This is a genomic window from Streptomyces sp. NBC_00154 (assembly GCF_026342835.1).
Classification (GTDB): domain Bacteria; phylum Actinomycetota; class Actinomycetes; order Streptomycetales; family Streptomycetaceae; genus Streptomyces.
The window spans coordinates 6,864,739-6,889,743 of the sequence record NZ_JAPEMI010000001.1 but is presented as its reverse complement, the minus strand read 5'-3'; the positions used below and the strand labels follow the sequence as shown (position 1 = coordinate 6,889,743).

The following is a 25,005-nucleotide window of genomic DNA, read 5'->3' as shown; positions in this document are numbered from 1 at the left end:
AACCTCGCCCCGAGACGCCCGGACGAGCTTGCCGCCGGTGAAGCGGGCGCGCACAGTTTCGCAGGAGTTGAGAAATAGATAAGAAAATCTGTCGTAAGCCCCAAAAAATCCTAACTGGATCTTTTTCATTGCTACGGGGAGCCTGAAGGGGTGCTCACTCCTCTCACCTCCCCCCGCTTCCTGGCCCTGGCCGGAACCGTCGTGCTCTGGGCTTCCGCGTTCCCGGCGATCCGCGTCGGTGTCGACGGCCTGGGCCTGGCAGCCCTGTCGTTCCTGCGCCTGTCCGTCGCCTCCATTGCCCTGCTCGCCGTCGCCCCCTTCGCCGGGGTGCGCCTGCCTCAGCGGCGCGACCTGCCACTGATCGCCCTGTGCGGACTGACCGGGATGACCGCCTACCAGGTGCTGCTCAACTGGGGCGAGATCCACGTCGAGGCCGGCACCGCGAGTCTCCTGATCGCCGTGGCGCCGGTCTTCAGCGTCCTGCTGGCCGGCGCCTTCCTGGCCGAGCCGCTGACGCGCAACGTCGTCATCGGCAGCGTCGTCGCTGTCGCCGGAACCGCCGTCGTCACCCTGGCCGACGGCCTCTCCGGCTTCACCGCCGCAGCACTTGTCGTCCTGGCCGCGGCCGTCGTCCAGGGCACCTACCACTTCGCCACCAAGCCGCTGCTGCTCCGCCGTACCGGTCTCGAAGTCGCCACCTACGCCATGGTCGCCGGCACCGTCCTTGCCCTGCCGCTGCTGCCGGCGACCATCCGTGCGACCGCCCACGCCCCCACCGACGCCCTGCTCTCTGCCGTCTTCCTCGGCCTCCTGCCGTCCGCTCTCGGCTTCGTGATCTGGGGCTACGCCGTCGCCCGCCTGCCGCTGGCGGCCTCCACCGCGGCCCTGTACCTGGTGCCGCCCGTGACGCTGGTCGTCTCTTTCGTGTGGTTGGGCGAGATCCCGCACGTGATCGAACTGGCCGGCGGCGCCATCACCGTTGCCGGTGTCGTACTGATCAACCGCCGCCGCTCCGGAGTGCCGCAGGACGGACGGGATCTCACGCTGCGCACCGCCGCTGCCGATCGCTGAGCCGACCAAGAAAGCGAAAGTCGTCTTTGCCCGTGTGGTCGACTTTTGTAAGGATGTCTTCATGCTTGATGTGCGACGCCTGCGGATCCTGCAGCACCTGGCCACGTACGGCACGGTCGCCGCAACCGCCGACGTATTGCAGCTGACCGCGCCGGCCATCTCCCAGCAGTTGGCGGTCCTCGAGCGCGAAGCCGGCGTACCGGTCGTCGAGAAACACGGGCGCACCCTGCGCCTGACTGCCGCCGGGGAACTCCTGGTCGCACATGCCGAGGTCGTCCTGGGCGACTTGGCCGCCGCCGAGTCCGACCTCGCGGCCCTGCGGGGCGGAGAGCACGGCGTCCTGCGCGTGGCCTCCTTCGCCTCCGCCGCCCGCCGGCTCATGCCCGCCGTCTTCGCGCGCCTGGGAACCGAGGAGGGCAGGAGCCACTCGCTCTCGCTGCACCTCGTCGAGCAGGAACCCGACCTCGCTCTGGAAGCCTTGCGCAAGCACGAGGTGGACCTGGCCCTGGTACACGGCTACACCGTGCTGCCGCGCGATTTCCCCGCCGGGTGCGAGCCCTCCCCGCTCATGGAGGACCCGGTCCTGCTCGCTCTCGCGCCGGCCCGGGCGACGGCGCTGGGCCTGGCCGAGGGTGAGGCGGCCGATCTGTCCCGCCTCGCGGACGACCCCTGGCTGACCCCCGGTCCGGAGACCTCCTGCTACGAGATGGTTCAGCGTGCCACCGGCGCCGCCGGATTCGTCCCCGGCATCCGCGTCCGCAGCAGCGACTTCTCCGTGCTGACCTCGCTCGCGGCCGCCGGAGCCGGGGTCGCGCTCGTTCCCCGCCTCGCCCTGCCTGAAGCGCACGCGCCGCTGAGCCTGCACCCGCTGATGCAGCCCGTCACCCGGACGGTCTACACCGCCGGCCGTACCGGCACCGCCCGCCGCCCAGGCCTGCGGCACCTGCTCGACGTCCTCAAGGAGACAGCCACCACCCTGACCGCCCCGGCCTGAGACCGGAGCGCCGGACAGGGACCGCTGCGCCCAGGGATTCCGTCGGCACTCGCCCACGTTGCCCAGGTGCGCCGGTCATACGCGCCGCGCCTGCAGTGGGTGGGCTGCCCGGGTGAATGTTCTCCCGACGGGTCCTACCGTAAATCCCGTCGACCAGACCGACCGGCATACTGCGCAAATGGTTGCGCATATTAAAATTCCCGCCTTGATTCACCAAACCTGGAAAGACACGGACGTACCGCTGGAATGGCAGAAATGGGCCGATTCCTGGCGCATCCACCATCCCGGTTGGGGCTACCGGTTGTGGACCGACGCGGACAATCGCGCATTCCTTCAGGAGCACTATCCGTGGTTCCTGCCGGTCTACGACGGCTATCCCGAAGCGATCATGCGGGCTGACGCAATTCGGTATTTCCTGCTCGACCATTTCGGCGGGCTCTATGTGGATCTGGACTTCGAGTGCCTGAAGCCGGTCACCGAAATCCTGGACGGGCACGATCTCGTCCTCGGCTGCGAGCCCGACGCGCACACCCGGCTGCTGCTGGCCCGCCGGCGCGGATTCGACCGCATCGTCGGCAACGCATTCATCGCGTCACAGCCGGGCCACCCGTTCTGGGCTCATGTACACCGCCGGCTGGTCGCCACCCACAAACTGCCCAGCACTCTGGACGTGACAGGCCCGTTCTTCCTCACCAGAGCGATCGACAGCGCCCCGGAGCCCGAATCGATCACGGTTCTCGACCCGGAGGTCCTGTACCCCGAGGTGAGCCCGTACGCGACAGAGCTGTTCGGGCCGCAGGAAGCCGACTACGACCGTGCGTACGCCGTACACCACTGGTCGGACAGCTGGGCGTACAACACGTCCGGGACACCACGGATTTCGGCCGGCAAACGGTTCCCGTTCTGGGCAAGCCAGGAGCTGCAACCGGTCGCCGACGGCTTGATCAGCCTCGACGCGCAGCGCCGCCGCTGGGCCGCAGGCGCGCCCGCGCCGACGGTGTCCTGCCTGATGGTGACCAAGGACCGCTCGGCGACGGCGCGACGCGCGATCAGATGCTTCCTTACCCAGACCTACCCGAACCTGGAACTGGTCGTGGTGGAGGACGCCACCGACGACGCCCTCGCACAGCACATCCGCGACCTGAGCGACCCGCGGATCCGCCATCACCGGCTCCCCCCGGAGGAGCGGACGCTGGGCGAACTGCGCAATGAGGCGGTGGACCGGGCCACCGGGCCCTACGTGTGCCAGTGGGACGACGACGACCTGTACGACCCGGAGCGGGTCGAGACGCAGATGGCCGCGATTCTCGCGCTCGGCGCCGAGGCGTGCTTCCTCGCCCGCGAGCGTCTGTGGTGGCCCGCCCGCCGCAAGCTCGCGGTCTCCTGCGCGCGGGTCTGGGAAGGGTCGATGGTGTGCGCCAAGGACCGGCTCCCGCGCTACCCGGCGCAACGCCGCGGCGAGGACACCCCGGTAGCGGAAGGTGTGGTCCGGACCTGCCGGGTCGTATCGATTGACGCGCCCGAGCTGTACACGTACGTGTGCCACGGGAACAACACGTTCAACGAGTCCCATTTCGCGGAGCACTTCGCGGTGGCGACCGAGATCTGGGCCGAACCCGGCGTCTACGCCGAGCGGTTGCTGACCATGGCGACCCGGCTGCCGATCGAGCCGGGGGAGATCGCCCACGCCGAGACCGGCCCCGCCGACCGAACCTCCGAGCGACCACAGGCGGTCGTGGAGCCCGCCGTGGCCCCGGCGAGTGAGCGGCCCCTGGTGCTGGTGCTCACCCCCCTCAAGGACGCGGCCGCGTTCCTGCCCGGCTATCTGGACAGCCTTCGCTCCCTGGACTACCCGCGCGAGGCGATCTCGCTGGGACTGCTGGAAGGCGACAGCAAGGACACGACACCGGAACTGCTCCAGCAGGTCCTGCCCGGTCTTGAGGCGGAGTACCGGCGGGTCACCCTCGTACGCCGCGACTTCGGCCTCCAGTTGGCCGGGCCCCGTTGGGAGCCCGGCATCCAGCGCCGACGCCGATCGGTGCTGGCCAAGGTGCGCAATCATCTGCTCTCCCGGGCCCTTCTCGACGAGGAGTGGGTGCTGTGGCTCGACGTCGATGTCACCGGCTACCCGGCGGACCTCGTCCAGCGGCTGCTCGGCGCGCGCAAGGGCATCGTCGTCCCGCACTGTGCCACCGCGCCCGGTGGGCCCACGTACGATCTCAACACCTTCGCCCTTCAGCCCAGGGCCGGCACGCTCAACTGGTCCCAATGGCTTCGCGACGGCATCCTTCAGCCCCCCAAGGGGTTCGGTCGGAGGTACCTCGACGAGTTGCGCGGGCAGGGACTCGTCCGCGTGGATTCGGTCGGCGGCACCGCATTGCTGGTCCGCGCCGACCTGCACCGCGACGGCCTGATCTTCCCGTCCTTCCCCTACCAGCACCTCATCGAGACCGAGGGCCTGGCCGCGATGGCACGGGACATGGGCACCGCCTGCTGGGCGTTGCCCGACCTGGAAGTGGTGCACCCGCACCACGTGCCGGAGCCTGCGCACGCCGGGGCCACGTCCCTTTCCTGACCGACAAGGGCCGCATGGGCGCCGACACAGCCATTACGCAACAAGGAGTAATCGCTTTGACACGTTATGTATGCAAATCCTACGGTGGCGCTACTGCCCTGCCGTGGAGTTCCCCGGCATGACCGGGCAGCTCCCCCACCCCCCAAGAGAAAGGGCCCCACTGTGAAGGCCCGTGTCATCACCTCCCTGGCGCTCCCCGCAGCGCTGGCCACCGCCGGACTGCTCAACACCGCGGAGGCCGCCTACGCTGCCACCGCCGGTTCGGACACGCTGACGACGTCGGCGAAGTACGGGTACCAGGAACAGCCGTTGGGGGACGTCACCCTCACCCGGGGGTCCGTGCACCCCTGCAAGCCGATCGGCAACGTCACGATCACCGACTACGGCCACCACTGCTGCACCCCCGTGGGCAACATGACCGTTACCGACTACGGCCAGTACAGCACTCCGGTGGGCAACGTGACGGTTTGTTACTACGGGCGCCACCACGAGCACGGATACGACGACTACGACAACTACTTCCCCTGGTTCCAACAGCAGCACAGCTAGGACGCAGTCCAGCGGGTCTGCTCCGGTGGGTGGCCCTCGAACGCCGGGGGGGCGCCCGACCTGCCGGAATCCGTCCGCCCACCCGTATCCGCCTGAACCATCTCCTTCCCGTTCCGACGCGAAAGACGACGCATGCCTCACAGTTCCGACCCTGTGGTCTCGGTGGTCATCCCCTGCCATGACTACGCCCGCTATCTGCCCGAGGCAGTGTCCAGCGTCCTTGCCCAGACGTTCCACGACTGGGAACTCGTCATCGTCGACGACGGCAGCACCGACAACACTGTCGAGGTGACCCAGGCCCTGATCGGCCGCCACCCCGACCGGCGCATCAGGCTGGTCCAGCAGTCCAATGCCGGGGTCTCCGCCGCGCGCAACACCGGGATCGAGGCCAGCACCGGCCGCTACATCCTTCCGCTGGACGCCGACGACGTGATCGCGGCCACCATGCTGGAGAAGACCGTCGGGGTACTGGACAGCGACCCCGGCATCGCCATCGCCTCGACCGATGTGTTCACCTTCACCGACGACGATCTGCCCCCGCAGGCGATGCCCCTCCCCGCCTACAGCAGAGAACTGCTGCTCCAGCGACTGATCATGTTCTACTGCTCGCTGTACCGCCGTGTCGCCTGGCAGACCGTGGGCGGGTACAACGAGAGCATGCGGGCCGGAGAAGACTGGGACTTCTGGATCGGCTGCGTCGAGCACGGTTTCGATGCTCACCACATCCATGAGGCACTCTTCGGGGCACGCAACAAGGACACCGGATTGCACCTGGAGGCCGCCGAGAACGACCTGGCCATCCGGGCGCGGATCGTGGCCAACCACCCGGGCCTGTTCAAGCCGATCACCCGTGGCTGGGCGCAAGCCGTGCTCAGCCAGGACGCGGAAGCCGGCCTGCACGACGAGCTGGTGCCCGACGACATCCTCACCCGAGCCACCGAGATGGATCAGTTCCTCACGGCAGTCATGGCCCTGCAGCGCACCACGCGCGTGCAGTATTACCACATCAAGCACCTGGAGAAGGCGCTGGCCGCTCACACCGGCACCGCCGGCCCGCCTCCCCGGGAGAGGGGTCCCGCCCCGACGGCTTCCGCTGTCTGACAGACCCGTTGAGGCGGTGGTCCGAAGCCGCCCTCGTCCGGTTCATGAGTGGGACCGGAGCGAGTCTCGTGAGAGAGGTTCCGGTCCGCCCCGAGGGCGGACCGGAACCTCTTCGGTTTCCAGAGCACTGCAGAAATCAGTGGACGGCCGCAGAAGTTCCCGTGGCGTTCCACTCGGCGATCACAGGTCGTCCGTGTTCGGTGGAGAGCCGGCTGACCGTCCCCGTCGTGAGCTGGAACAGCCGCCCGTCCGCGGCGGGCAGCCCGAGGCGACGCGCCGTGAGCACCCGCAGGAAGTGGGCGTGGGCCACGAGCACCACGTCACCGCTGTCCAGCGCCGTCCCGATGCGGTTCAACACGCGGTCGGCACGCTGTCCCACCTCGATCGGTGACTCGCCCGGATGACCGGCCGAACCGGGCGGCACTCCGTCGTTCCACAGGTACCAGTCGGGCCGGGTGCGGTGTATCTCGAGGGTGGTCACGCCTTCGTACGCACCGTAGTCCCACTCGTGCAGATCGGGCTCGCGTACGGCGTCGTACAGGCCCGCGAGTTCCGCTGTCCGTTCGGCACGGCCCAGCGGGCTGGTGAGCGCGAGGGCGAAAGTCCGCCCGGCGAGCAGCGGGGCGAGGGACTTGGCCTGCTCTTCGCCACGCTGGGTGAGGGGCAGGTCGGTCCAGCTGGTGTGCTGACCGGACACGCTCCACTCGGTTTCGCCGTGGCGGACCAGCAGGAGGTCGCCCATGGCGGTTACTTCGCCGACTCGACGGCGTGGCCGCCGAACTGGTTGCGCAGCGCGGCGATCATCTTCATCTGCGGGGAGTCGTCCTGACGCGAGGCGAATCGCGCAAAGAGCGACGCGGTGATCGCGGGCAGCGGCACCGCGTTGTCGATCGCCGCCTCGACGGTCCAGCGGCCCTCGCCGGAGTCCTGCGCATAGCCGCGCAGCCTGTCGAGGTGCTCGTCGTCGTCCAGCGCGGTGACGGCGAGGTCGAGCAGCCAGGAGCGGATGACCGTGCCCTCCTGCCAGGAGCGGAAGACCTCGCGCACATCGGTGACGGAGTCGACCTTCTCCAGCAACTCCCAGCCCTCGGCGTAGGCCTGCATCATGGCGTACTCGATGCCGTTGTGGACCATCTTGGAGAAGTGGCCGGCGCCGACCTTGCCCGCATGGACGAAGCCTGCGTCGCCCTCGGGCTTGAGAGCGTCGAAGATGGGCTGGACCTTCGCTATGTGTTCGGCGTCGCCGCCCACCATCAGCGCGTAGCCGTTCCGAAGACCCCAGACACCACCCGAGACACCCGCGTCGACGAAGCCGATGCCCTTGGCCGCCAGCTCCTCGGCATGCTTCTCGTCGTCCGTCCAGCGGGAGTTGCCGCCGTCGACGACGGTGTCGCCGGCTTCCAGGAGGTCACCGAGCTCGTCGATGACATGCTGGGTCGGGCCGCCCGCGGGCACCATCACCCACACCACACGCGGGGCTTCGACCTTCTCGACCAGTTCGGCCAGGCTGCTCACATCGGCGAGGTCCGGATCGCGGTCGTAGCCGATGACGGTGTGGCCCGCGCGGCGGATCCGCTCGCGCATGTTGCCACCCATCTTGCCGAGGCCGACTAGGCCCAATTGCATCGAAGACATGCTGTTTCACTTCTTCCGGAGAGTGCGGTACGCGGCCACCAAGGCAGCGGTTGAGGGATCGAGTCCGGGGGCGTCCGCTCCCTCGGTGAGCGCGGGCTCCACGCGCTTGGCGAGGACCTTGCCGAGCTCGACGCCCCACTGGTCGAAGGAGTCGATGTTCCAGATCGCGCCCTGCACGAACACCTTGTGCTCGTACAGCGCGATCAGCTGGCCGAGGACCGAGGGGGTCAACTCGCTTGCCAGGATCGTCGTCGTGGGGTGGTTGCCGCGGAACGTGCGGTGCGGCACCTGCTCCATGGGCACACCCTCGGCGCGCACCTCGTCGCTGGTCCTGCCGAAGGCGAGCGCCTGGCCCTGCGCGAACAGGTTGGCCATCAACAGGTCATGCTGGCCCTTGAGTTCGGGGCCGAGGTCGTCGACCGGGTTGACAAAACCGATCAGGTCGGCCGGGATGACCTTCGTGCCCTGGTGGAGCAACTGGTAGTACGCGTGCTGACCGTTGGTGCCGGGCGTGCCCCAGACCACCGGACCGGTCTGCCACTCCACCGGATTGCCGTCCCGGTCCACCGACTTCCCGTTGGACTCCATGTCCAGCTGCTGCAAGTAGGCGGTGAATTTGGACAGGTAGTGCGAGTACGGCAGCACCGCGTGCGACTGGGCGCCGAGGAACGATCCGTACCAGACGCCCAACAGGCCCATCAGCAAAGGTGCGTTGGCCTCCGACGGGGCGGTGCGGAAGTGTTCGTCGACGAGGTGGAAGCCGTCGAGCATCTCACGGAACCGGTCCGGGCCGACGGCGATCATCAGCGAGAGGCCGATGGCGGAGTCGTACGAGTAGCGGCCGCCGACCCAGTCCCAGAACTCGAACATGTTGGCGGTGTCGATACCGAAGTCCGCGACCTTCTCGGCGTTCGTCGACAGCGCCACGAAGTGCTTCGCGACCGCCTTCTCACCCCCGTCGTCGATCCCGGCAAGGAGCCAGGACCGCGCCGACGTGGCGTTGGTGATCGTCTCGATGGTCGTGAAGGTCTTGGACGCGACGATGAACAGCGTCTCCGCCGGGTCCAGGTCCATCAGGGCCTCGTGCAGATCGGCGCCGTCCACGTTCGACACGAACCGCACGGTCAACGAACGGTCGGTGAAGGCTCGCAGTGCCTCGTACGCCATCGCGGGTCCGAGGTCCGACCCACCGATACCGATGTTGACGACATTGCGGATCCGCTTTCCGGTGTACCCGGTCCACTCGCCCGAGCGGACGCGCTCGGAGAAGTCGGCCATTCTTTCGAGCACGGCGTGCACGGCCGGGACGACGTCCTCGCCGTCGACCTCGACGACGGCGTCGCGCGGGGCGCGCAGCGCGGTGTGCAGGACGGCACGCTGCTCGGTGACGTTGATCTTTTCACCGCGGAGCATGGCATCCCGCAGCCCGGACACGTCGGTCGCGGTGGCGAGTTCCTGGAGCAGGGCGAGGGTCTCGTCCGTGATCAGGTGCTTGGAGTAGTCGATGCGCAGGTCGCCGACGCTCACGGTGTAGCGCTCCGCGCGACCGGGGTCGGCGGCAAACAGGTCACGCAGTTGCAGGTGGCGCAGCTCCCCTGCGCGGTGGTCCTCAAGGGCCGTCCACTCCGGGCGGTGCGTGAGCTTGGGTGAGTCAGACATGACGGGGGTTCTCCTTGGTGCCGTCGCCGCGCAGGGCGACGGCATACATCTCGTCCGCGTCGAGGCGGCGCAGCTCCTCGGCAATCAACTCGGAGGTGCTGCGCACCTTCAGGGCGAGGGTGCGCGAGGGCTGGCCCGGCAGCGACAGTGTGGCCAGCGGGCCGTCGGGGCGGTCGATCACGATGTCGCCGCTCTCGGTTCCGAGCCGGACGGCCGTCACCACCGGCCCGGCGGTGACGATGCGCTCGACCGGGACCTCGAGCCGGGCCTCCAGCCAGCGGGCCAGCAGCTCGGCACTCGGGTTCTCGGCCTCACTCTCCACGACGGCCGACACAACCTTCTTACGGGCCTGGTCCAGCGCCGCGGCCAGCATCGAACGCCACGGCGTCAGCCGGGTCCACGCCAGGTCGGTGTCGCCGGGCGCGTACGAGGAGACGCGGGCGTCCAGGGCGACGAGCGGGGCCTCGACGGCGTACATGTCGGTGATCCGCCGCTGTGCCAGGGCGCCCAACGGATCCTTGGCCGGGACGTCGGGCGCGTCCACCGGCCACCAGACGACAACCGGCGCGTCCGGCAGCAGCAGTGGCAGGACCACCGAGTCGGCGTGGTCGGAGACTTCGCCGTACGTACGCAGGACGACCGTCTCACCGGTGCCCGCGTCCGAGCCGACCCGCACCTCCGCGTCCAGGCGGGAGTTCGTGCGGTCGCGCGGGGTGCGTGCGACGCGTTTGATGACGACCAGGGTGCGCGAGGGATGCTCGCGAGAGGCCTCCTCGGCCGCCTTGGTCGAGTCGTACGCGTTTTCCTCGTCGGTCACGATGACCATCGTCAGGACCATGCCCATGGCGGGAGTACCGATAGCTCGGCGCCCCTGCACGAGCGCTTTGTTGATCTTGCTTGCCGTGGTGTCGGTCAGATCGATCTTCATGGCCTGCGCCAGCTCCGTCCGTCTCGTGCGAGCATCTCGTGGGCTTCTTCGGGACCCCAGCTGCCCGACGCGTACGGCGCGGGCTTGCCGTGCGCCTCCCAGTACCCCTCGATCGGGTCGAGAATCTTCCAGGACTCCTCCACCTCTTGGTGACGGGGAAAGAGGTTGGCGTCGCCCAGCAGAACGTCCAGGATGAGGCGTTCGTACGCCTCCGGGCTGGACTCGGTGAAGGAATCGCCGTACGCGAAGTCCATCGTGACGTCCCGTATCTCCATCGACGTACCCGGCACCTTCGATCCGAAGCGCACCGTCATGCCCTCGTCGGGCTGGACACGGATGACGATCGCGTTCGCACCGAGCTCCTCGGTGGCGGTCGAGTCGAAGGGCGAGTGGGGCGCGCGCTGGAAGACAACCGCGATCTCGGTCACGCGGCGGCCGAGGCGCTTTCCGGTGCGCAGATAGAAGGGGACGCCCGCCCAGCGACGGTTGTCGACCTCCAGCTTGACGGCCGCGTAGGTGTCGGTCGTCGACTTGGGGTCGATGCCGTCCTCCTGCAGATAGCCGCGCACCTTCTCGCCACCCTGCCAGCTCGCGGCATACTGCCCGCGCACAGTGTGCTCGCCCAGCTTCTCCGGCAGCTTCACGGCCTTGAGGACCTTCAGCTTCTCGGTGAGCAGCGACTCGGCGTCGAAGGCGGCCGGCTCCTCCATGGCGGTCAGCGCCATGAGCTGGAGAAGGTGGTTCTGGATGACGTCACGGGCCGAGCCGATGCCGTCGTAGTAACCGGCGCGGCCGCCGATACCGATGTCCTCGGCCATCGTGATCTGCACGTGGTCGACGTAACTGCGGTTCCAGATGGGCTCGTACATCTGGTTGGCGAAGCGCAGCGCCAGGATGTTCTGAACCGTCTCCTTGCCGAGGTAGTGGTCGATACGGAACACCTGGTCCGGGTCGAACACCTCGTGCACGATCGCGTTCAGTTCGCGCGCACTGGCCAGGTCGTGGCCGAACGGCTTCTCGATGACCGCACGCCGCCAGGAACCCTCCGGCGCGTCCGCGAGACCGTGCTTCTTCAGCTGCTGGACGACCTTCGGGAAGAACTTCGGCGGTACCGAGAGGTAGAAGGCGTAGTTGCCACTGGTGCCCCGAGACGCGTCCAACTCGTCCACTGCGGAGCGGAGTTGCTTGAACGCCTTGTCGTCGTCGAAGTCGCCCGGGATGAACCGCATGCCCTCGGCCAGCTGCTGCCAGACCTCCTCACGGAACTCCGTGCGGGCGTGCTCGCGCACCGAGTCGTGCACCACCTGCGCGAAGTCCTGGTCCTCCCACTCGCGCCGGGCGAACCCGAGGAGCGAGAAGCCCGGCGGGAGCAGACCCCGATTCGCGAGGTCGTAGACGGCGGGCATCAGCTTCTTGCGGGAGAGGTCGCCGGTGACACCGAAAATGACGAGGCCGGAGGGGCCCGCGACACGAGGAAGGCGGCGGTCGCGGGGGTCACGGAGCGGGTTGTTCCAGTCGAAGGCCGAGGCGGTAGCGCTGCCGGCGCCCATCACGTCGCCGGGTGTCGCGGCCGCGTCGCCGCCCGATTCCCGGGCCCCGTCACCTGATCCGGCACTCACGCCGCCCGGTTCCACGGCCGCGTCACCAGATCCGCCCGCCGCGGCGGGCGCATCCTGCGCGGCACCACCGGGAAGCGTCTCGCGCTCACTCATTCTCCCTCAACTCCCTTGCTGCTCAGCGAGGTCGCGACCACACCCAGCAGGTCTTCCCAGGCCGCCTCGAACTTCGAGACGCCCTCGTCCTCCAGCTGCTTCACGACCTCGTCGTACGAGATCCCGAGCCGCTCGACGGCTGCAAGATCGGCGCGGGCCTGGGCGTAGCCGCCGGTCACCGAGTCGCCGTGGATGTCGCCGTGGTCGGCGGTGGCTTCGAGGGTCGCCTCCGGCATGGTGTTGACCGCGCCGGGCGCGACCAGCTCGTCGACGTACAGGGTGTCCTTGTACGCGGGTTCCTTGACGCCCGTCGAGGCCCACAGAGGACGCTGCTTGTTGGCGCTCGCGGTGGCGAGGGCGGTCCAGCGGTCGGCGGCGAAGACGCCCTCGTACGCCTCGTATGCGAGACGGGCGTTGGCGAGCGCGGCCCTGCCCCTGAGTGCGAGCGCCTCGTCCGTGCCGACCTTCGCAAGGCGCTTGTCGATCTCGCTGTCGACGCGGGAGACGAAGAACGAGGCGACCGAATGAACGGTGGACAGGTCGATGCCCGATGCCTGCGCCTTCTCCAGGCCCGCCAGGTACGCGTTCATGACCTCGCGGTAGCGCTCCAGCGAGAAGATCAACGTGACGTTGACGCTGATGCCGAGGCCGATGACCTCGGTGATCGCCGGGAGCCCGGCCTTCGTCGCCGGTATCTTGATCATCACGTTCGGGCGGTCGACCAGCCATCCGAGCTGCTTGGCCTCGGCGACGGTCGCCGCGGTGTCGTGGGCCAGGCGCGGGTCGACCTCGATGGAGACCCGGCCGTCTCGGCCGCGGGTCGCGTCGAACACGGGCCGCAGGATGTCGGCAGCGGCGCGGACGTCGGCGGTAGTCATCATGCGGACGGCCTCGTCGACCGTGACGCCGCGCACGGCGAGGTCGGCCAGCTGCTCCTCGTACCCCTCGCCGGAGCCGATGGCGGCCTGGAAGATCGAAGGGTTGGTGGTGACGCCCACCACGTGCTTCCGCTCGATGAGTTCGGCGAGATTGCCGGATGCGATCCGCTTGCGGGACAGATCGTCCAACCAGATGGAAACGCCTTCCTCGGAGAGGGCCTTGAGGGGTTCGGCGGTGTTGCTCACAGTGATTCTCCTCTTTCTGGCGGCCTGATCAACCACGCGCGGCGGCGAGAGATTCCCGCGCGGCGGAGGCGACGCTCTCGGCGGTGAAGCCGTACTCGGCGAACAGGGTCTTGGCGTCGGCGGAGGCGCCGAAGTGCTCGAGGGAGACGATGCGTCCGGCGTCACCGACGTACCGGTACCAGGTCAGGCCGATCCCTGCCTCGACCGCCACACGGGCCTTCACGGACGCCGGAAGCACGCTCGCGCGGTACTCCGCGGATTGCTCCTCGAACCACTCGACGGACGGCATCGACACGACACGCGTACCGACCCCCTCGGCCTCGAGCTGCTCACGCGCCGCGACGGCGAGCTGCACCTCGGAGCCGGTGGCGATGAGGATGACGTCAGGGGTCTCGGCGGAGGAGTCACGCAGGATGTAACCCCCCTTCACCGTCTCGGGGTTCGCCTCGTACGTCGGCACACCCTGGCGCGTCAGCGCGAGGCCGTGCGGAGCCGGGTTCGTGGCGTGCCGCCTGAGGATCTCGGCCCAGGCGATCACGGTCTCGTTGGCGTCGGCCGGGCGGACGATGTTCAGGCCGGGGATGGCGCGCAGCGAGGCCAGGTGCTCGACCGGCTGGTGGGTCGGGCCGTCCTCGCCGAGGCCGATGGAGTCGTGGGTCCATACGTACGTGACCGGAAGCTCCATCAGCGCGGACAGGCGCACGGCGTTGCGCATGTAGTCGGAGAAGACCAGGAAGGTGCCGCCGTAGATGCGGGTGTTGCCGTGCAGAGCCATGCCGTTCATCTCGGCGGCCATCGAATGCTCGCGGATGCCGAAGTGGACCGTGCGGCCGTACGGGTCGGCCGCCGGCAGCGGGTTACCCTCGGGCAGGAAGGAGCTGGTCCTGTCGATCGTGGTGTTGTTCGAGCCGGCGAGGTCGGCGGAGCCGCCCCACAGCTCGGGGATCACACCGCCGAGCGCCTGCAGCACCTTGCCGGATGCGGCACGGGTCGCGACGGATGTGCCCGCCTCGAACTGCGGCAGAGCAGCCTCCCAGCCCTCGGGCAGCTGACCGGCGACGACGCGGTCGAACAGTTCGGCGTGCTCGGGGTCGGCGGTGCGCCACTCGGAGATCTGTTTGTCCCAGGCGGCGTGCGCCTCGGCGCCTCGGTCGAGGGCCTCGCGAGCGTGGGCCAGTACCTCGGGCTCCACCTGGAAGGACTGCTCCGGGTCGAAGCCCAGAACCCGCTTGGTAGCCGCGATCTCCTCGGCGCCGAGCGCCGAGCCGTGCGAGGCCTCGGTGTTCTGCGCGTTCGGGGCAGGCCAAGCGATGATCGTGCGCATCGCGATGATCGAGGGGCGCCCGGTCTCGGCGCGGGCGGCGGTCAGCGCCTCGTACAGCGCTCGGACGTCGATGTCGCCGTCGGCCGAGGGCTCGATCCGCTGGACGTGCCAGCCGTACGCCTCGTACCGCTTCAGGACGTCCTCGGAGAAGGCGGTTGCCGTGTCGCCCTCGATGGAGATGTGGTTGTCGTCGTAGACGAAGACGAGGTTGCCGAGCTTCTGGTGACCCGCGAGGGAAGAGGCCTCGGCGGATATACCCTCCTCCAGGTCGCCGTCCGAGACGATCGCCCAGATGGTGTGGTCGAAGGGAGAATCGCCCTCCGGCGCCTCTGGGTCGAACAGGCCGCGCTCGTAGCGAGCCGCCATCGCCATGCCCACGGCGTTGGCGACACCCTGACCGAGCGGACCGGTGGTCGTCTCGACACCCGCCGTGTGCCCGTACTCAGGGTGACCGGGCGTCTTCGAACCGTGCGTCCTGAACGCCTTCAGATCGTCCAGTTCCAGCTCGTACCCGGAGAGGAAGAGCTGGGTGTACAGGGTCAGCGAGGTGTGGCCCGGGGAGAGAACGAAGCGGTCGCGGCCGGTCCACTCCGGGTCGGCCGGGTCGTGCCGCATCACCTTCTGAAAGAGGGTGTACGCGGCTGGCGCCAGACTCATCGCGGTGCCCGGGTGGCCGTTTCCGACTCGCTGTACGGCATCGGCCGCCAGAAGGCGGGCGGTGTCGACGGCACGGCGGTCGAGTTCGGTCCACTCGAAACCGTCGGGGAAGCCGCCAGGTGTCTGCGTGCTCATCTTCAAGAAGTCCTCGATAGGAGCCGGTTTGCTGCTCTGATGCGTTCAAACCTAAAAGTATGACTTTTGCTGGGGAAGGTGCCCCTGTGTCAGCCTTCGGTGAAAGTGGGACAGCGAGTGCGGGACCGAGGCGACGCGAGAGGGATATGACGGACAAACCGACCCAAGAGAGTGGAGGGATCAAAACCTTTCCCTTCCCCACGAGCCTGAGCGTCTGCGGCGTAGGCATGCAGGTCGGGCCCATGGGGCCGGGCCGCACCTGGCATGCGGACGCGCCTTTGGAGCGCGTGCACCGCGTCGACTTCCACGTGGTGATGCTGTTCCACGGCGGTCCCGTCAGACACATGATCGACTTCGCCGAGTACGAGGCCTCCGCCGGCGATCTCCTATGGATCCGCCCGGGCCAGGTGCACCGCTTCTCCCCCACGGCCGCCTACCGCGGCACCGTCCTGACCATGCAGCCCGGCTTCCTGCCCCGGGCGACCGTGGAGGCGACTGGCTTGTACCGCTATGACCAGCCCCCGCTCCTGCGCCCCGACCCGCACCAGCTCTCCGCCCTCGAGCACTCCCTCGCCCAACTGGAGCGCGAGTACGTCGACACGACCACACTGCCCCTCAGTCTCCACACCGCGGTGCTCCGGCACTCCCTGACCGCGTTCCTGCTCCGCCTGGCCCACCTCGCAGCGAGCTCTGCCAAGACGGCACACGAGCAGACCGACACCACTTTCACCCGCTTCCGGGACGCGGTCGAGAAGGGCTTCGCCACCAACCACAGCGTCAGCGCGTACGCGGACGCCCTCGGCTACTCCCGCCGCACCCTCGTCCGCGCGGTGGGCGCGGCTACCGGCAGGACCCCCAAGGGCTTCATCGACAAACGCGTCGTCCTCGAGGCCATGCGTCTACTGGCCCACACGGACATGCCGATCGGCCGCATCGGTGCCTCAGTGGGCTTTCCCGACGCGGCTAACTTCTCGAAGTTCTTCCATCAGCACACCGGGACGACTCCGGTGGCGTTCCGGACAGAGATGCGCTGAAAAAAACGGGGCGGACCAACCGGCCAACCAGAATTTCTCGTCACACGCCGCCGGTCAGCGGCGCACACGCGGCATCCCCAGACCGATCCACGAGATGATTTCCCGCTGGATCTCGTTGTTGCCGCCACCGAAGGTGAAGATGACGGCGGACCGGTAGCCGCGTTCGAGTTCGCCGTGCAGGACGGCGCCCGCCGAGCCCTCCTTGAGCGGTCCGGCCGAGCCGACGACCTCCATCAGCCAGGCGTAGGCGTCACGGCGCGCCTCGGAGCCGTAGACCTTGACGGCGGAGGCGTCCTGCGGGGTGAGGGTGCCCTCCTGGACGGCGGAGACCATCTGCCAGTTGAGGAGTTTCATGGCGTCGAGCCGGGTGTGGGTGCGGGCGAGTCGGGTGCGGACCCAGCCGAGGTCGATGACCCGGCGCCCGTCGGCCAGCTCGGTGTCGGTGGCCCAGCGCTGCACGTTGTGCAGGGCGCGGATGGCCATGGTGCCGTGGGCGGCGAGGGTGACGCGTTCGTGGTTGAGCTGGTTGGTGATGAGCCGCCACCCCTTGTTCTCGTCGCCGACGCGGCGGGAGGCGGGGACACGGATGTTCTCGTAGTAGCTGGCGGTGGTGTCGTGCGAGGCGAGGGTGTTGATCAGGGTGCAGGAGTAGCCGGGGTCGCCGGTCGGGACCAGCAGCATCGTGATCCCCTTGTGGGGCGGGGCGTCGGGGTCGGTGCGGACAGCGAGCCAGACCCAGTCGGCGGTGTCGCCGTTGGTCGTCCAGATCTTCTGACCGTTGACCGTGTAGTGGCCGGTGGCCTCGTCGCCGTCGCGTACGGCCCGGGTCTTGAGGGCGGCCAGGTCGGTGCCGGCGTCGGGTTCGCTGTAGCCGATCGCGAAGTCGATCTCGCCGGCCAGGATCTTCGGCAGGAAGTATGCCTTCTGTTCGTCCGTGCCGAACTGCATGATCGTCGGGCCGACGGTGTTGAGGGCCATCAGCGGCAGCGGTACGCCTGCCTGAGCGGCCTCGTCGAAGAAGATGAACTGTTCCATCGGGGACAGGCCGCGTCCGCCGTATTCCGACGGCCAGCCGACGCCGAGCCAGCCGTCGGCGCCGAGGCGGCGGATCGTCTCGCGGTAGAAGCGTTTCTGGGCGGCGGGGTCGTCGTACCTGCTGTAGGCGTTGTCGGGAACGAGTCCGGCGAAGTACGTGCGCAGCTCGGCGCGCAACTGCTGTTGCTCAGGCGTGTATTCGAGGTGCACGGCCCCTCCAGGAGTCTCGCGGTCGCGTCGTCCGTGTGCGGCGGCGCACACAGTAGAACGTGTTGCAAGAATCCGGAAGGGCCATGGGGGCCCCGTCCGTCGGTCAGCGCTTGACGGCCCTCAGCACGACGAACTTGGGGTCACCGGCGACGGTGGTGCAGTTGCCGAAGGTGCGGCGCAACTGGGTGTGGTACCCGAGATGCCGGTTGCCGACGACCCACAGCTCGCCGCCCTGCCGCAGCGCGGTACGCGCCCCGTGGAACATGGTCCGGGCCGTGGCGTCGGTGGTCGCCTGGTGCGAGTGGAACGGCGGGTTGTTGAGCACCAGGTCGACACTGCCCGGCGGTACGTCCGCCATCCCGTCCCCGACCAGGAAGTCGGCCACCGCGTCCGTCCCGAGGTTGGCCCGGAACGTCGCCTCGGCCGAGGCGACCGCCAGGTACGACTCGTCGATGAAGGTCACCGTCGCTTCGGGGTTGGCGAGCGCGGCGGAGGTGCCGACGACCCCGTTTCCGCAGCCCAGGTCGACGATGCGGTCCCGGCCGCTGCGCTCGGGCAGATGGTTCAGGAAGAAGCGGGTGCCGATGTCGAGGCGCTCGGCGCAGAAGATCCCGGCGTGGTTGACAACGGTCCGGCTGGAGACGGCGCCGATACCTTCGGGCAGGTCGTAGCGGTGCGGCCACGGACTGGGGGTGCGGGCCAGGGCCGGGTCGGGGGTGCAGAAGATCAGTCGGGCCTTCTTGACCGCGAGGGAGGTGCGGGTGGGGCCGATGATCCGCTCGAACAGTTTGAGGGTGGAGGTGTGGATCTCCTTCACCATGCCGGTGCCGATGACGACGGTGCCGGCATGCACGGCAGGGGCGAGCCGGTGCAGCTGGTCCTCCAGGAGCGCCAGACTCTTCGGGACGCGCACGAGGAGGACGTCGATCCGGTCCGGTGGCGTGTCCCTGGCCGACAGGAGACGTACGGTGTCCGGGTCGTCACCGTTGCGGGCGAGGTTCGCCAGGGTGGCGCGCTGCGCGAGGTACGAGTCGGTGATCTGTACCGGGCGGTGCCCGGCCAGCACGGTGGTCAGCGCACCCCAGCGGTCGCCCACCACGACCACGGCGCCGGACAGGTCGACCGGCTCTGCTCCATCGATCCCCTCCAGCTGCCGCAGCAGATAGTCGTCGGCAGCGTCCCAGGCGCGGAACGGGTCGCGCGGGTGCTCGGGGAAGCGGGCGAGGTCGAACCCGCCCTGTGACGTCGTCAAACGGTTCATTGTGCATTCAGGCTAGCCGAGCGACGGGGAGCGCCCACACACTCCCCGCCGCACCGGCCGCCTACGGCAGCTGCTTCTCCATCGCCGCCCGGCCCTCTCGTGCCAGTCGGCGCTCCGCCCACTCAAGATTCTGCGGAGTCAGGTCCCGCCCGGAGGCGAGCACCAGATCCTCGGCCGACGGATGGTCGCTCCCGCCGGTGTGCAAGAGGCTGTCCGGGGTCACGCCCCGAGCCATGGATACGGGTACGGATTCGGGCTCTTCGCTCATGCCGCCTCCTCGTCCTTGCGGCAATTCTCGCCCTGCGGCTCCAGGACCGCATCCGAGAGCCCGCTTGACCTGCACATGATAGGTACACAGCGTTCACACCTGGGTCACCGTGCGTGTGGAAGGCTCCCGCTGACCACGTACCACACACGAACACCGCGGCACCGCCCCCACCCCGTGACGGCGCCGCGGTGCCTGTTTTTCCGGAGAGGACACCCCACATGTCCCGTCGTCACCTTCCCTACCGGCGCCCAGTGCTGGCCACCGTCGCCGCCTTCGCGGTACTCGCCGGCACCGCGGCCGCCGCACCCGCTGCGCCGGTCGCACCCCGGACCACGCCGGTGGCCGCGACGCCGCTCGCCACACTCGACGACACGTACTACCAGGACGCGCTCGGCAAGACCGGAACGCAGCTCAAGAGCGCCCTCCACTCGATCATCAGCGTGCAGACGAAGATCTCGTACAGCCAGGTCTGGGACGCGCTCAAGAACACCGACCAGGACCCCGCCAACTCCTCGAACGTGATCCTCCTCTACACCGGGCGCTCCGAACCCAAGAGCGACAACGGCGGCGCGGTCGGCCAGTGGAACCGCGAGCACGTCTGGGCCAAGTCCCACGGCGACTTCGGCACCAGCACCGGACCCGGCACCGACATCCACCACCTGCGCCCCGAGGACGTCACGGTCAACTCCATCCGGGGCAACAAGGACTTCGACAACGGCGGCACCGCAGTGAGCGGGGCAGCGGGCAACTACACCGACAGCGACTCCTTCGAACCGCGCGACGCGGTCAAGGGCGACGTCGCCCGCATGATCCTCTACATGGCGGTGCGGTACGAGGGCGACGACGCCTTCGCCGACCTCGAACCGAACGACCAGGTGGACAACGGCTCCGCGCCGAACATCGGCAGGCTCTCCGTGCTGAAGCAGTGGAGCCAGGAGGACCCGCCGGACTCCTTCGAGGAGCGGCGCAACGACGTCATATTCGACCAGTACCAGCACAACAGGAACCCGTTCATCGACCACCCCGAGTGGGTCGAGGCCATCTGGTAGCAGCGCGGTCCGGTGCCGTCAGGCCGTCGGGCGGCCCGCCTCCCGCGCAGCGCGCTCGACGGCCTCCTCGCGCGAGGTGAAGCGCCGGGGGGCCGCCGGGTCGCCGCCCGTCACTCCGAGGTGGCCGGCCGGGTCGACCACGGCCGTGCGCCGGCCGCCCTCCGTGAGCCGGGCCAGTCCGGAGCGCAGCATCGACCTCGCCACCGTGTCGATACCGGTCACCTGCCGCAGATCCAGCACCACGGAGGCGGTCTCCTCCGGCCCGGACTCGTCGAGCGCGTACAGCACGCGTTCCGCCGCGGTGAAGTCGAGGGCGCCCTGCGCGGCGACGACCGCCACCTGTTCCCGCAGGGCGCGTTCCTGCTCCTCCGTCGGGGCCGACGGCAGATCGTCGGCAGTGGTGACCAGGGTGACGGTTGAGGCGGCGAGCGCCGGATTGTGCATCAGATGCAGGCCGAGCCGTTCCGACAGCGCCCGCAGCGCGATGCGCCCGCGGACCGATGTACCGGTCGGATCCAGCCGCGGGCTGTAGGCCGCCAGGCCGAACCGGGCCGGTCCCGCGGCGATCAGGCCGCCGGACACCCCGCTCTTGGCCGGCAGCCCCACCCGCAGCAGCCATTCGCCCGAGACGTCGTACATACCGCAGGTCGCCATCACGGCGAGCACCTGCGCAGCGACCGGTTCCTCGACGACCACGTCACCGTTGAGCGGGTTCACACCGCCGTTGGCGAGGGTCGCGGCCATCGCGGCGAGATCCAGCGTGGTGACGCGTACCGAACACTGCCGGAAGTACGTCTCCACGGCTCCCACCGGGTCGACCGGCAGCGGGCCCGCACTGCGGATGAGATAGGCGAGGGCGCGGTTGCGATCGCCGGTGGCGACCTCGGAGGCGTACACCGCCTCGTCGACGTCCAGCTGCCGGCCGGCGAACCGGCTCAGACAGTCGAGGATGCGGTCGAACCTCGGGGCGTCGGCGGTGTCGGGAATCAGTGCGGTGGTGACGATCGCACCGGCGTTGACCATGGCGTTGTCCGGCCGGCCGGTGCCGGGTTCCAGGCTGATGGCGTTGTAGGCCTCGCCACTGGGCTCGGCGTTCACCCACCGGGACACGCCGTCGAGTCCGAGTTCGGACAGCGCGAGGGCATAGACGAAGGGTTTCGAGACGGACTGCATGGTGAACGGGACGTCGGTCTCGCCCGTGCTGTAGCGATGGCCGTCCATGCTGATCAGGGCCAGCCCGAAGGCCTCCGGGTCAGCCATGGCCAACTGCGGGATGTAGTCGGCCGGTTCGCCGTCGCGCACACCGACGAACCGGGCGCGCAGTTCACACAGCGCATCCGTCACCGCACCGGCCGCGAAGCTCACCTCGCCCCCGGCCGTCAGCTGCGCTCGGCCTGGGCGATCCGGGGGAACGTCTTGACTCCGGCCGCCTTACGGCTGTTCGCGTGTTCGCTGACCGTCCGGCCGGGCGGGGCGTCCGGGAAGCCGAGCACCACCGCATCGAGCACCTTCCCCGATGCGTCGACGAACTCCACCCGGACGGCGTAGAAAGCGGCCTTGTGGGTCGGGTTGGTGACGCGGACCAGTGCGCTGCGGAACTGCTCGCCCGTCGCGACCGGCAGCCCGTTCACCGAAACGTCCTTGATCGCGTTGCCCTGCCCCTTGACCCCTGCGAGCTGCTGGGTGGCTTTCTGCCGGCTGCGCTCGAGCTCGGCGGAGACCGAGGCCTCGAAGTCGGTCTGGGTGCGCGGCGAGGGGCTCGCGGAGGGCGACTTGTGCGGCTCCGGGGACACCGTACGGGTGCTCCTGGCCGTTCCTGGCGACGTTCCACCGGAGTCGCAGGCGGCGGCGCCCGCCGCGAGCACCGCGGCCAGCACGGCGGGGGTCAGACTGCGGGCCGTGCGGCCGCCGAGGGCGCGTCGCAGAGGGCTGGGCTGGTTCACGGACACTCCGGGTCTGCTCGGAAAAGAGAGTCAGGGGGATACGGCTGGACGGGCGGAACGCACCGGATCACTCGGCGTCTTCGCCGAAGATCTCGCGGAGCCGGGCCTCGCTGAGGGTGTCCAGGTTGCTGTGGAGAAGCTCGGCGCCGCCGCCGGGGAGCGCGTCGCTGATCCGGTCGGGCACCTCGTTCGTGGTGAGCAGGAACAGGGCCGAAGTCCCGGGCGTCACCTGCTTCTTGACCTCCGCGATGAAGTCGTCGTCGATGCCGACGTCGGCGAGCTTGCCGCCCAGCGCCCCGGCCGCCGCGCCGATGGCCGCGCCCAGCAACGGCATGAGGAAGATCAGCCCGAAGAGCATCCCCCAGAACGTGCCGCTCAGGGCGCCGGCGCCCACCAGGTTGAGCAACTGCTTCGTTCTCGGCTTCGCCTTGTCGGTCGGCCAGCTGACCACCGCGGCGTCGAGGATCTTGATCAGCCCCTCCTTCTGGAGGGCCTTCAGTGTGTTCTCCACGTCCTCCGCGCCCTCGGCGGACTGGAACTTCCACACGGTGAGGGTGGACATCGCGCATACCTCCGCACTCCGGAACCGATCAGCTCGCCCATATTAGGATCAAACGGTATGAATTGACCCACCGAATCACGTGAATCGCGTCCCGTCGCGCACCCGAACGGGTGACCCTCGGCGGCAGGGGCCGTACCGCCGTCGAACGCTCGGCGGCGGCCGGCCGGGCTGCCGCGCCGACGGACACGTACACCGGGCGACTGGAAGAGCACGCGGACGGCCGCCGGGCACCGTGGTCCGATGCGGGCCCCGGGAGCCGCTGGGACACTGGGTAGTGCACCCCGGACCGTCCCTCGTCGGGCACGGAGGCCACGGAGAGGAAGTGACCGCACCATGCCACGCGGATCCAGTCCCAGGCGCGAGCGGCAGTACGAGCACATCAAGGAGAGCGCGCAGGAGCTCGGAGTGAGCGAGGAGCGGGCAGAGGAGATCGCGGCGCGCACGGCGAACACTGAGCGCGCCCGCTCCGGTGAGCCGACGACCGCGAGCCGTACGTTGGTCCACGACCTCTCGTCCTTGCGGCGCGCCGAGCTGCGCTCCCACGACGGAGCCGAAGACCCCACCCGCGACCAGCTCTACGAAGAGGCCAGAAGGAAGAACGTCAAGGGCCGCTCGACCATGACAAAGGCCCAGCTGGCCAAGGCAGTCGGCCGCTGAGCCCTCGCCGTCGCCGGGCGGTGGCGGCTACGCGGAGCCGCTTCCGTCCGGCTCGGGGCCGTACCAGACCGTCGTGGCATTGCAGAATTCACGGATGCCGTGACCGGCCAGCTCCCGCCCGTAACCGGAGCGCTTCACCCCGCCGAACGGCAGCGCGGGGTGGGAAGCGGTCATGCCGTTGAAGAAGACACCGCCGGCCTGCAGGTCACGCACGCACTGACGGCTCTCGTCGGCGTCGCGCGTCCATACGTTGGAGCTGAGGCCGAACGGACTGTCGTTCGCGAGGGTCACGGCTTCGTCCAGGTCCTCGACGCGGTACAGCGTGGCGACCGGGCCGAAGGTCTCCTCACGGTGGATCCGCATGGCGGGGGTGATCCCGCTGAGGACGGTGGGGGTGTAGAACCAGCCGCGCTCCAGCTCCGCACCCAGCCCGGTGGGCCGGCTGCCACCGCACAGTGCGGTGGCGCCCTGGTGTACGGCATCGTCCACCAGCTCCTCCAGGTCGGCGCGGCCCTGTTCGCTGGAGAGTGGGCCGATGTCGGTGGTCTCCTGCTGCGGGTCACCGACCGTCAGATCTTTCATGCCCGCGGTGAACCGCTCGGCGAACTCGTCGTACACGTCGGTGTGCACGATGAACCGCTTGGCGGCGATGCAGGACTGCCCGTTGTTCTGGACCCGGGCGGTCACCGCCGTGCGGGCGGCCTGCTGGATGTCGGCCGACGGCAGGACGAGAAACGGGTCGCTGCCGCCCAGTTCCAGCACGGTGTGCTTGACCTCGTCGCCCGCGATCGACGCGACCGAGCGGCCGGCCGGCTCACTGCCGGTGAGGGTGGCGGCGACGACGCGGCGATCACGCAGGATCGACTCGACCGCTCCCGCTCCCACCAGCAGCGTCTGGAAGCAGCCGGGCGGGAAGCCCGCCCGGCGGAACAGGCCCTCCAGGTACATCGCGGTCTGCGGAACGTTCGACGCGTGCTTGAGCAGGCCGACGTTGCCCGCCATGAGTGCGGGGGCTGCGAACCGCACGACCTGCCACAGCGGGAAGTTCCACGGCATCACGGCGAGGACCGGGCCCAGCGGACGGTAGTGGACATAGGCCCGGGAGGCTCCGGCGTCGCGTACGTCGTCGGCCGGCGGGTGCTCGTCCGCGAGAAGTCTTTCGGCGTTGGCCGCGTACCAGCGCATGGCCTTGGCGCATTTCGCGGCCTCCGCGCGGGCCGCTTTGACGGGCTTGCCCATTTCGGTGGTCATGGTGCGGGCGATGTCCTGCTGGTCCGCGTCGAGGAGGTCGGCGGCCTGGTTGAGCAGCCGGGCCCGTTCACCGAATGCGGTGGTGCGGTACTCCCGGAAGGTGGTGTCCGCGGTCGCGAGCCGGTGCTCGATCTCCGCCGCCCCCAGTGCCTCGAACGTCTTGAGGGTCTCGCCGTTCGCCGGGTTGACCGTCGCGATGGGCATGACTGTGGTCTCCTTGCCTCGGATTCTTCGACCGTGCCGCGGGACGCCCCGTCGCGCAACGCGGGCC

General features: G+C 69.0%; 22 protein-coding genes. 8 read left to right on the top strand and 14 right to left on the bottom strand.

Annotation, left to right across the window (positions count from 1 at the left end):
- Nucleotides 1-150 precede the first annotated feature (150 nt).
- The 5 genes from OHA03_RS30875 (at nt 151) to OHA03_RS30855 (ending at nt 6,290) form a co-directional block, all read left to right on the top strand.
- Nucleotides 151-1,071 carry a DMT family transporter gene (locus OHA03_RS30875; protein WP_267006994.1) on the top strand — a complete coding sequence of 307 codons (921 nt, stop codon included), beginning with the start codon at nt 151-153 and terminating at the stop codon, nt 1,069-1,071.
- A gap of 61 nt (nt 1,072-1,132) precedes the next feature.
- Nucleotides 1,133-2,065, top strand: coding sequence for a LysR substrate-binding domain-containing protein (locus OHA03_RS30870; protein WP_267006993.1), 933 nt, complete (start codon nt 1,133-1,135; stop codon nt 2,063-2,065).
- Between the two features lie 205 nt (nt 2,066-2,270).
- A complete protein-coding gene (locus OHA03_RS30865; RefSeq protein WP_267006992.1) occupies nt 2,271-4,640 on the top strand; it encodes a glycosyltransferase in 2,370 nt (789 codons plus the stop codon).
- A gap of 162 nt (nt 4,641-4,802) precedes the next feature.
- Complete coding sequence (locus tag OHA03_RS30860; RefSeq protein ID WP_267006991.1) at nt 4,803-5,189, top strand: hypothetical protein; 387 nt, start codon at nt 4,803-4,805, stop codon at nt 5,187-5,189.
- 132 nt (nt 5,190-5,321) lie between these two features.
- The gene (locus OHA03_RS30855; protein ID WP_267006990.1) at nt 5,322-6,290 is read left to right on the top strand and encodes a glycosyltransferase family A protein; all 969 of its coding nucleotides are present in this window, start codon (nt 5,322-5,324) and stop codon (nt 6,288-6,290) included.
- Nucleotides 6,291-6,426: 136 nt separating this feature from the next.
- On the opposite strand, the gene OHA03_RS30850 is transcribed toward OHA03_RS30855, so the two are convergent.
- The 7 genes from OHA03_RS30850 to tkt all read right to left on the bottom strand — a co-directional run bounded on the left by OHA03_RS30850 (nt 6,427) and on the right by tkt (nt 15,464).
- Nucleotides 6,427-7,032: a histidine phosphatase family protein gene (locus tag OHA03_RS30850; protein ID WP_267006989.1), complete on the bottom strand. Its 606-nt coding sequence runs from the start codon at nt 7,030-7,032 to the stop codon at nt 6,427-6,429.
- A gap of 5 nt (nt 7,033-7,037) precedes the next feature.
- Complete coding sequence (gnd, locus tag OHA03_RS30845; protein WP_267006988.1) at nt 7,038-7,916, bottom strand: phosphogluconate dehydrogenase (NAD(+)-dependent, decarboxylating); 879 nt, start codon at nt 7,914-7,916, stop codon at nt 7,038-7,040.
- Nucleotides 7,917-7,931: 15 nt separating this feature from the next.
- Nucleotides 7,932-9,584, bottom strand: coding sequence for a glucose-6-phosphate isomerase (gene pgi, locus OHA03_RS30840; protein WP_267006987.1), 1,653 nt, complete (start codon nt 9,582-9,584; stop codon nt 7,932-7,934).
- Nucleotides 9,577-10,512: a glucose-6-phosphate dehydrogenase assembly protein OpcA gene (opcA, locus tag OHA03_RS30835; protein WP_267006986.1), complete on the bottom strand. Its 936-nt coding sequence runs from the start codon at nt 10,510-10,512 to the stop codon at nt 9,577-9,579. Before opcA ends, pgi begins: the two co-directional genes overlap by 8 nt.
- A complete protein-coding gene (gene zwf, locus OHA03_RS30830) occupies nt 10,509-12,062 on the bottom strand; it encodes a glucose-6-phosphate dehydrogenase (protein WP_267008226.1) in 1,554 nt (517 codons plus the stop codon). Before zwf ends, opcA begins: the two co-directional genes overlap by 4 nt.
- A 158-nt stretch (nt 12,063-12,220) precedes the next feature.
- A complete protein-coding gene (gene tal, locus OHA03_RS30825) occupies nt 12,221-13,354 on the bottom strand; it encodes a transaldolase (RefSeq protein WP_267008225.1) in 1,134 nt (377 codons plus the stop codon).
- A 22-nt stretch (nt 13,355-13,376) separates the two neighbouring features.
- Complete coding sequence (gene tkt, locus OHA03_RS30820) at nt 13,377-15,464, bottom strand: transketolase (RefSeq protein ID WP_267006985.1); 2,088 nt, start codon at nt 15,462-15,464, stop codon at nt 13,377-13,379.
- Between the two features lie 146 nt (nt 15,465-15,610).
- Between tkt and OHA03_RS30815 the strand changes: the two genes are divergently transcribed.
- Nucleotides 15,611-16,498 carry an AraC family transcriptional regulator gene (locus tag OHA03_RS30815; protein ID WP_267006984.1) on the top strand — a complete coding sequence of 296 codons (888 nt, stop codon included), beginning with the start codon at nt 15,611-15,613 and terminating at the stop codon, nt 16,496-16,498.
- A gap of 54 nt (nt 16,499-16,552) precedes the next feature.
- Here the strand turns inward: OHA03_RS30815 and OHA03_RS30810 are convergent, their stop codons facing one another.
- The 3 genes from OHA03_RS30810 to OHA03_RS30800 all read right to left on the bottom strand — a co-directional run bounded on the left by OHA03_RS30810 (nt 16,553) and on the right by OHA03_RS30800 (nt 19,272).
- Nucleotides 16,553-17,743 (bottom strand): acyl-CoA dehydrogenase family protein, encoded by a 1,191-nt coding sequence (locus tag OHA03_RS30810; protein ID WP_267006983.1) that lies wholly within the window; start codon nt 17,741-17,743, stop codon nt 16,553-16,555.
- Between the two features lie 103 nt (nt 17,744-17,846).
- Nucleotides 17,847-19,004, bottom strand: a complete 1,158-nt coding sequence (locus OHA03_RS30805) for a methyltransferase (RefSeq protein WP_267006982.1) — start codon at nt 19,002-19,004, stop codon at nt 17,847-17,849.
- Nucleotides 19,005-19,065: 61 nt separating this feature from the next.
- Nucleotides 19,066-19,272, bottom strand: coding sequence for a hypothetical protein (locus OHA03_RS30800; protein ID WP_267006981.1), 207 nt, complete (start codon nt 19,270-19,272; stop codon nt 19,066-19,068).
- A 218-nt stretch (nt 19,273-19,490) separates the two neighbouring features.
- Here OHA03_RS30800 and OHA03_RS30795 point away from each other — a divergent pair, with 218 nt between their 5' ends.
- Entirely contained in the window at nt 19,491-20,321 is an 831-nt protein-coding gene (locus tag OHA03_RS30795) for an endonuclease I family protein (RefSeq protein WP_267006980.1), read from the top strand.
- An 18-nt stretch (nt 20,322-20,339) separates the two neighbouring features.
- Here OHA03_RS30795 and glsA read toward each other — a convergent pair whose 3' ends face one another.
- The 3 genes from glsA to OHA03_RS30780 form a co-directional block, all read right to left on the bottom strand.
- The gene (glsA, locus tag OHA03_RS30790; RefSeq protein ID WP_267006979.1) at nt 20,340-21,686 is read right to left on the bottom strand and encodes a glutaminase A; all 1,347 of its coding nucleotides are present in this window, start codon (nt 21,684-21,686) and stop codon (nt 20,340-20,342) included.
- A gap of 14 nt (nt 21,687-21,700) precedes the next feature.
- Nucleotides 21,701-22,264 (bottom strand): hypothetical protein, encoded by a 564-nt coding sequence (locus tag OHA03_RS30785; protein WP_267006978.1) that lies wholly within the window; start codon nt 22,262-22,264, stop codon nt 21,701-21,703.
- A gap of 67 nt (nt 22,265-22,331) precedes the next feature.
- Nucleotides 22,332-22,826 (bottom strand): DUF1269 domain-containing protein, encoded by a 495-nt coding sequence (locus tag OHA03_RS30780; protein WP_267006977.1) that lies wholly within the window; start codon nt 22,824-22,826, stop codon nt 22,332-22,334.
- 333 nt (nt 22,827-23,159) lie between these two features.
- On the opposite strand from OHA03_RS30780, the gene OHA03_RS30775 reads away from it, so the two are divergent.
- Entirely contained in the window at nt 23,160-23,483 is a 324-nt protein-coding gene (locus tag OHA03_RS30775) for a plasmid stabilization protein (RefSeq protein WP_267006976.1), read from the top strand.
- Between the two features lie 27 nt (nt 23,484-23,510).
- Here OHA03_RS30775 and OHA03_RS30770 read toward each other — a convergent pair whose 3' ends face one another.
- A complete protein-coding gene (locus tag OHA03_RS30770; RefSeq protein ID WP_267006975.1) occupies nt 23,511-24,938 on the bottom strand; it encodes an NADP-dependent succinic semialdehyde dehydrogenase in 1,428 nt (475 codons plus the stop codon).
- Nucleotides 24,939-25,005: the final 67 nt, after the last annotated feature.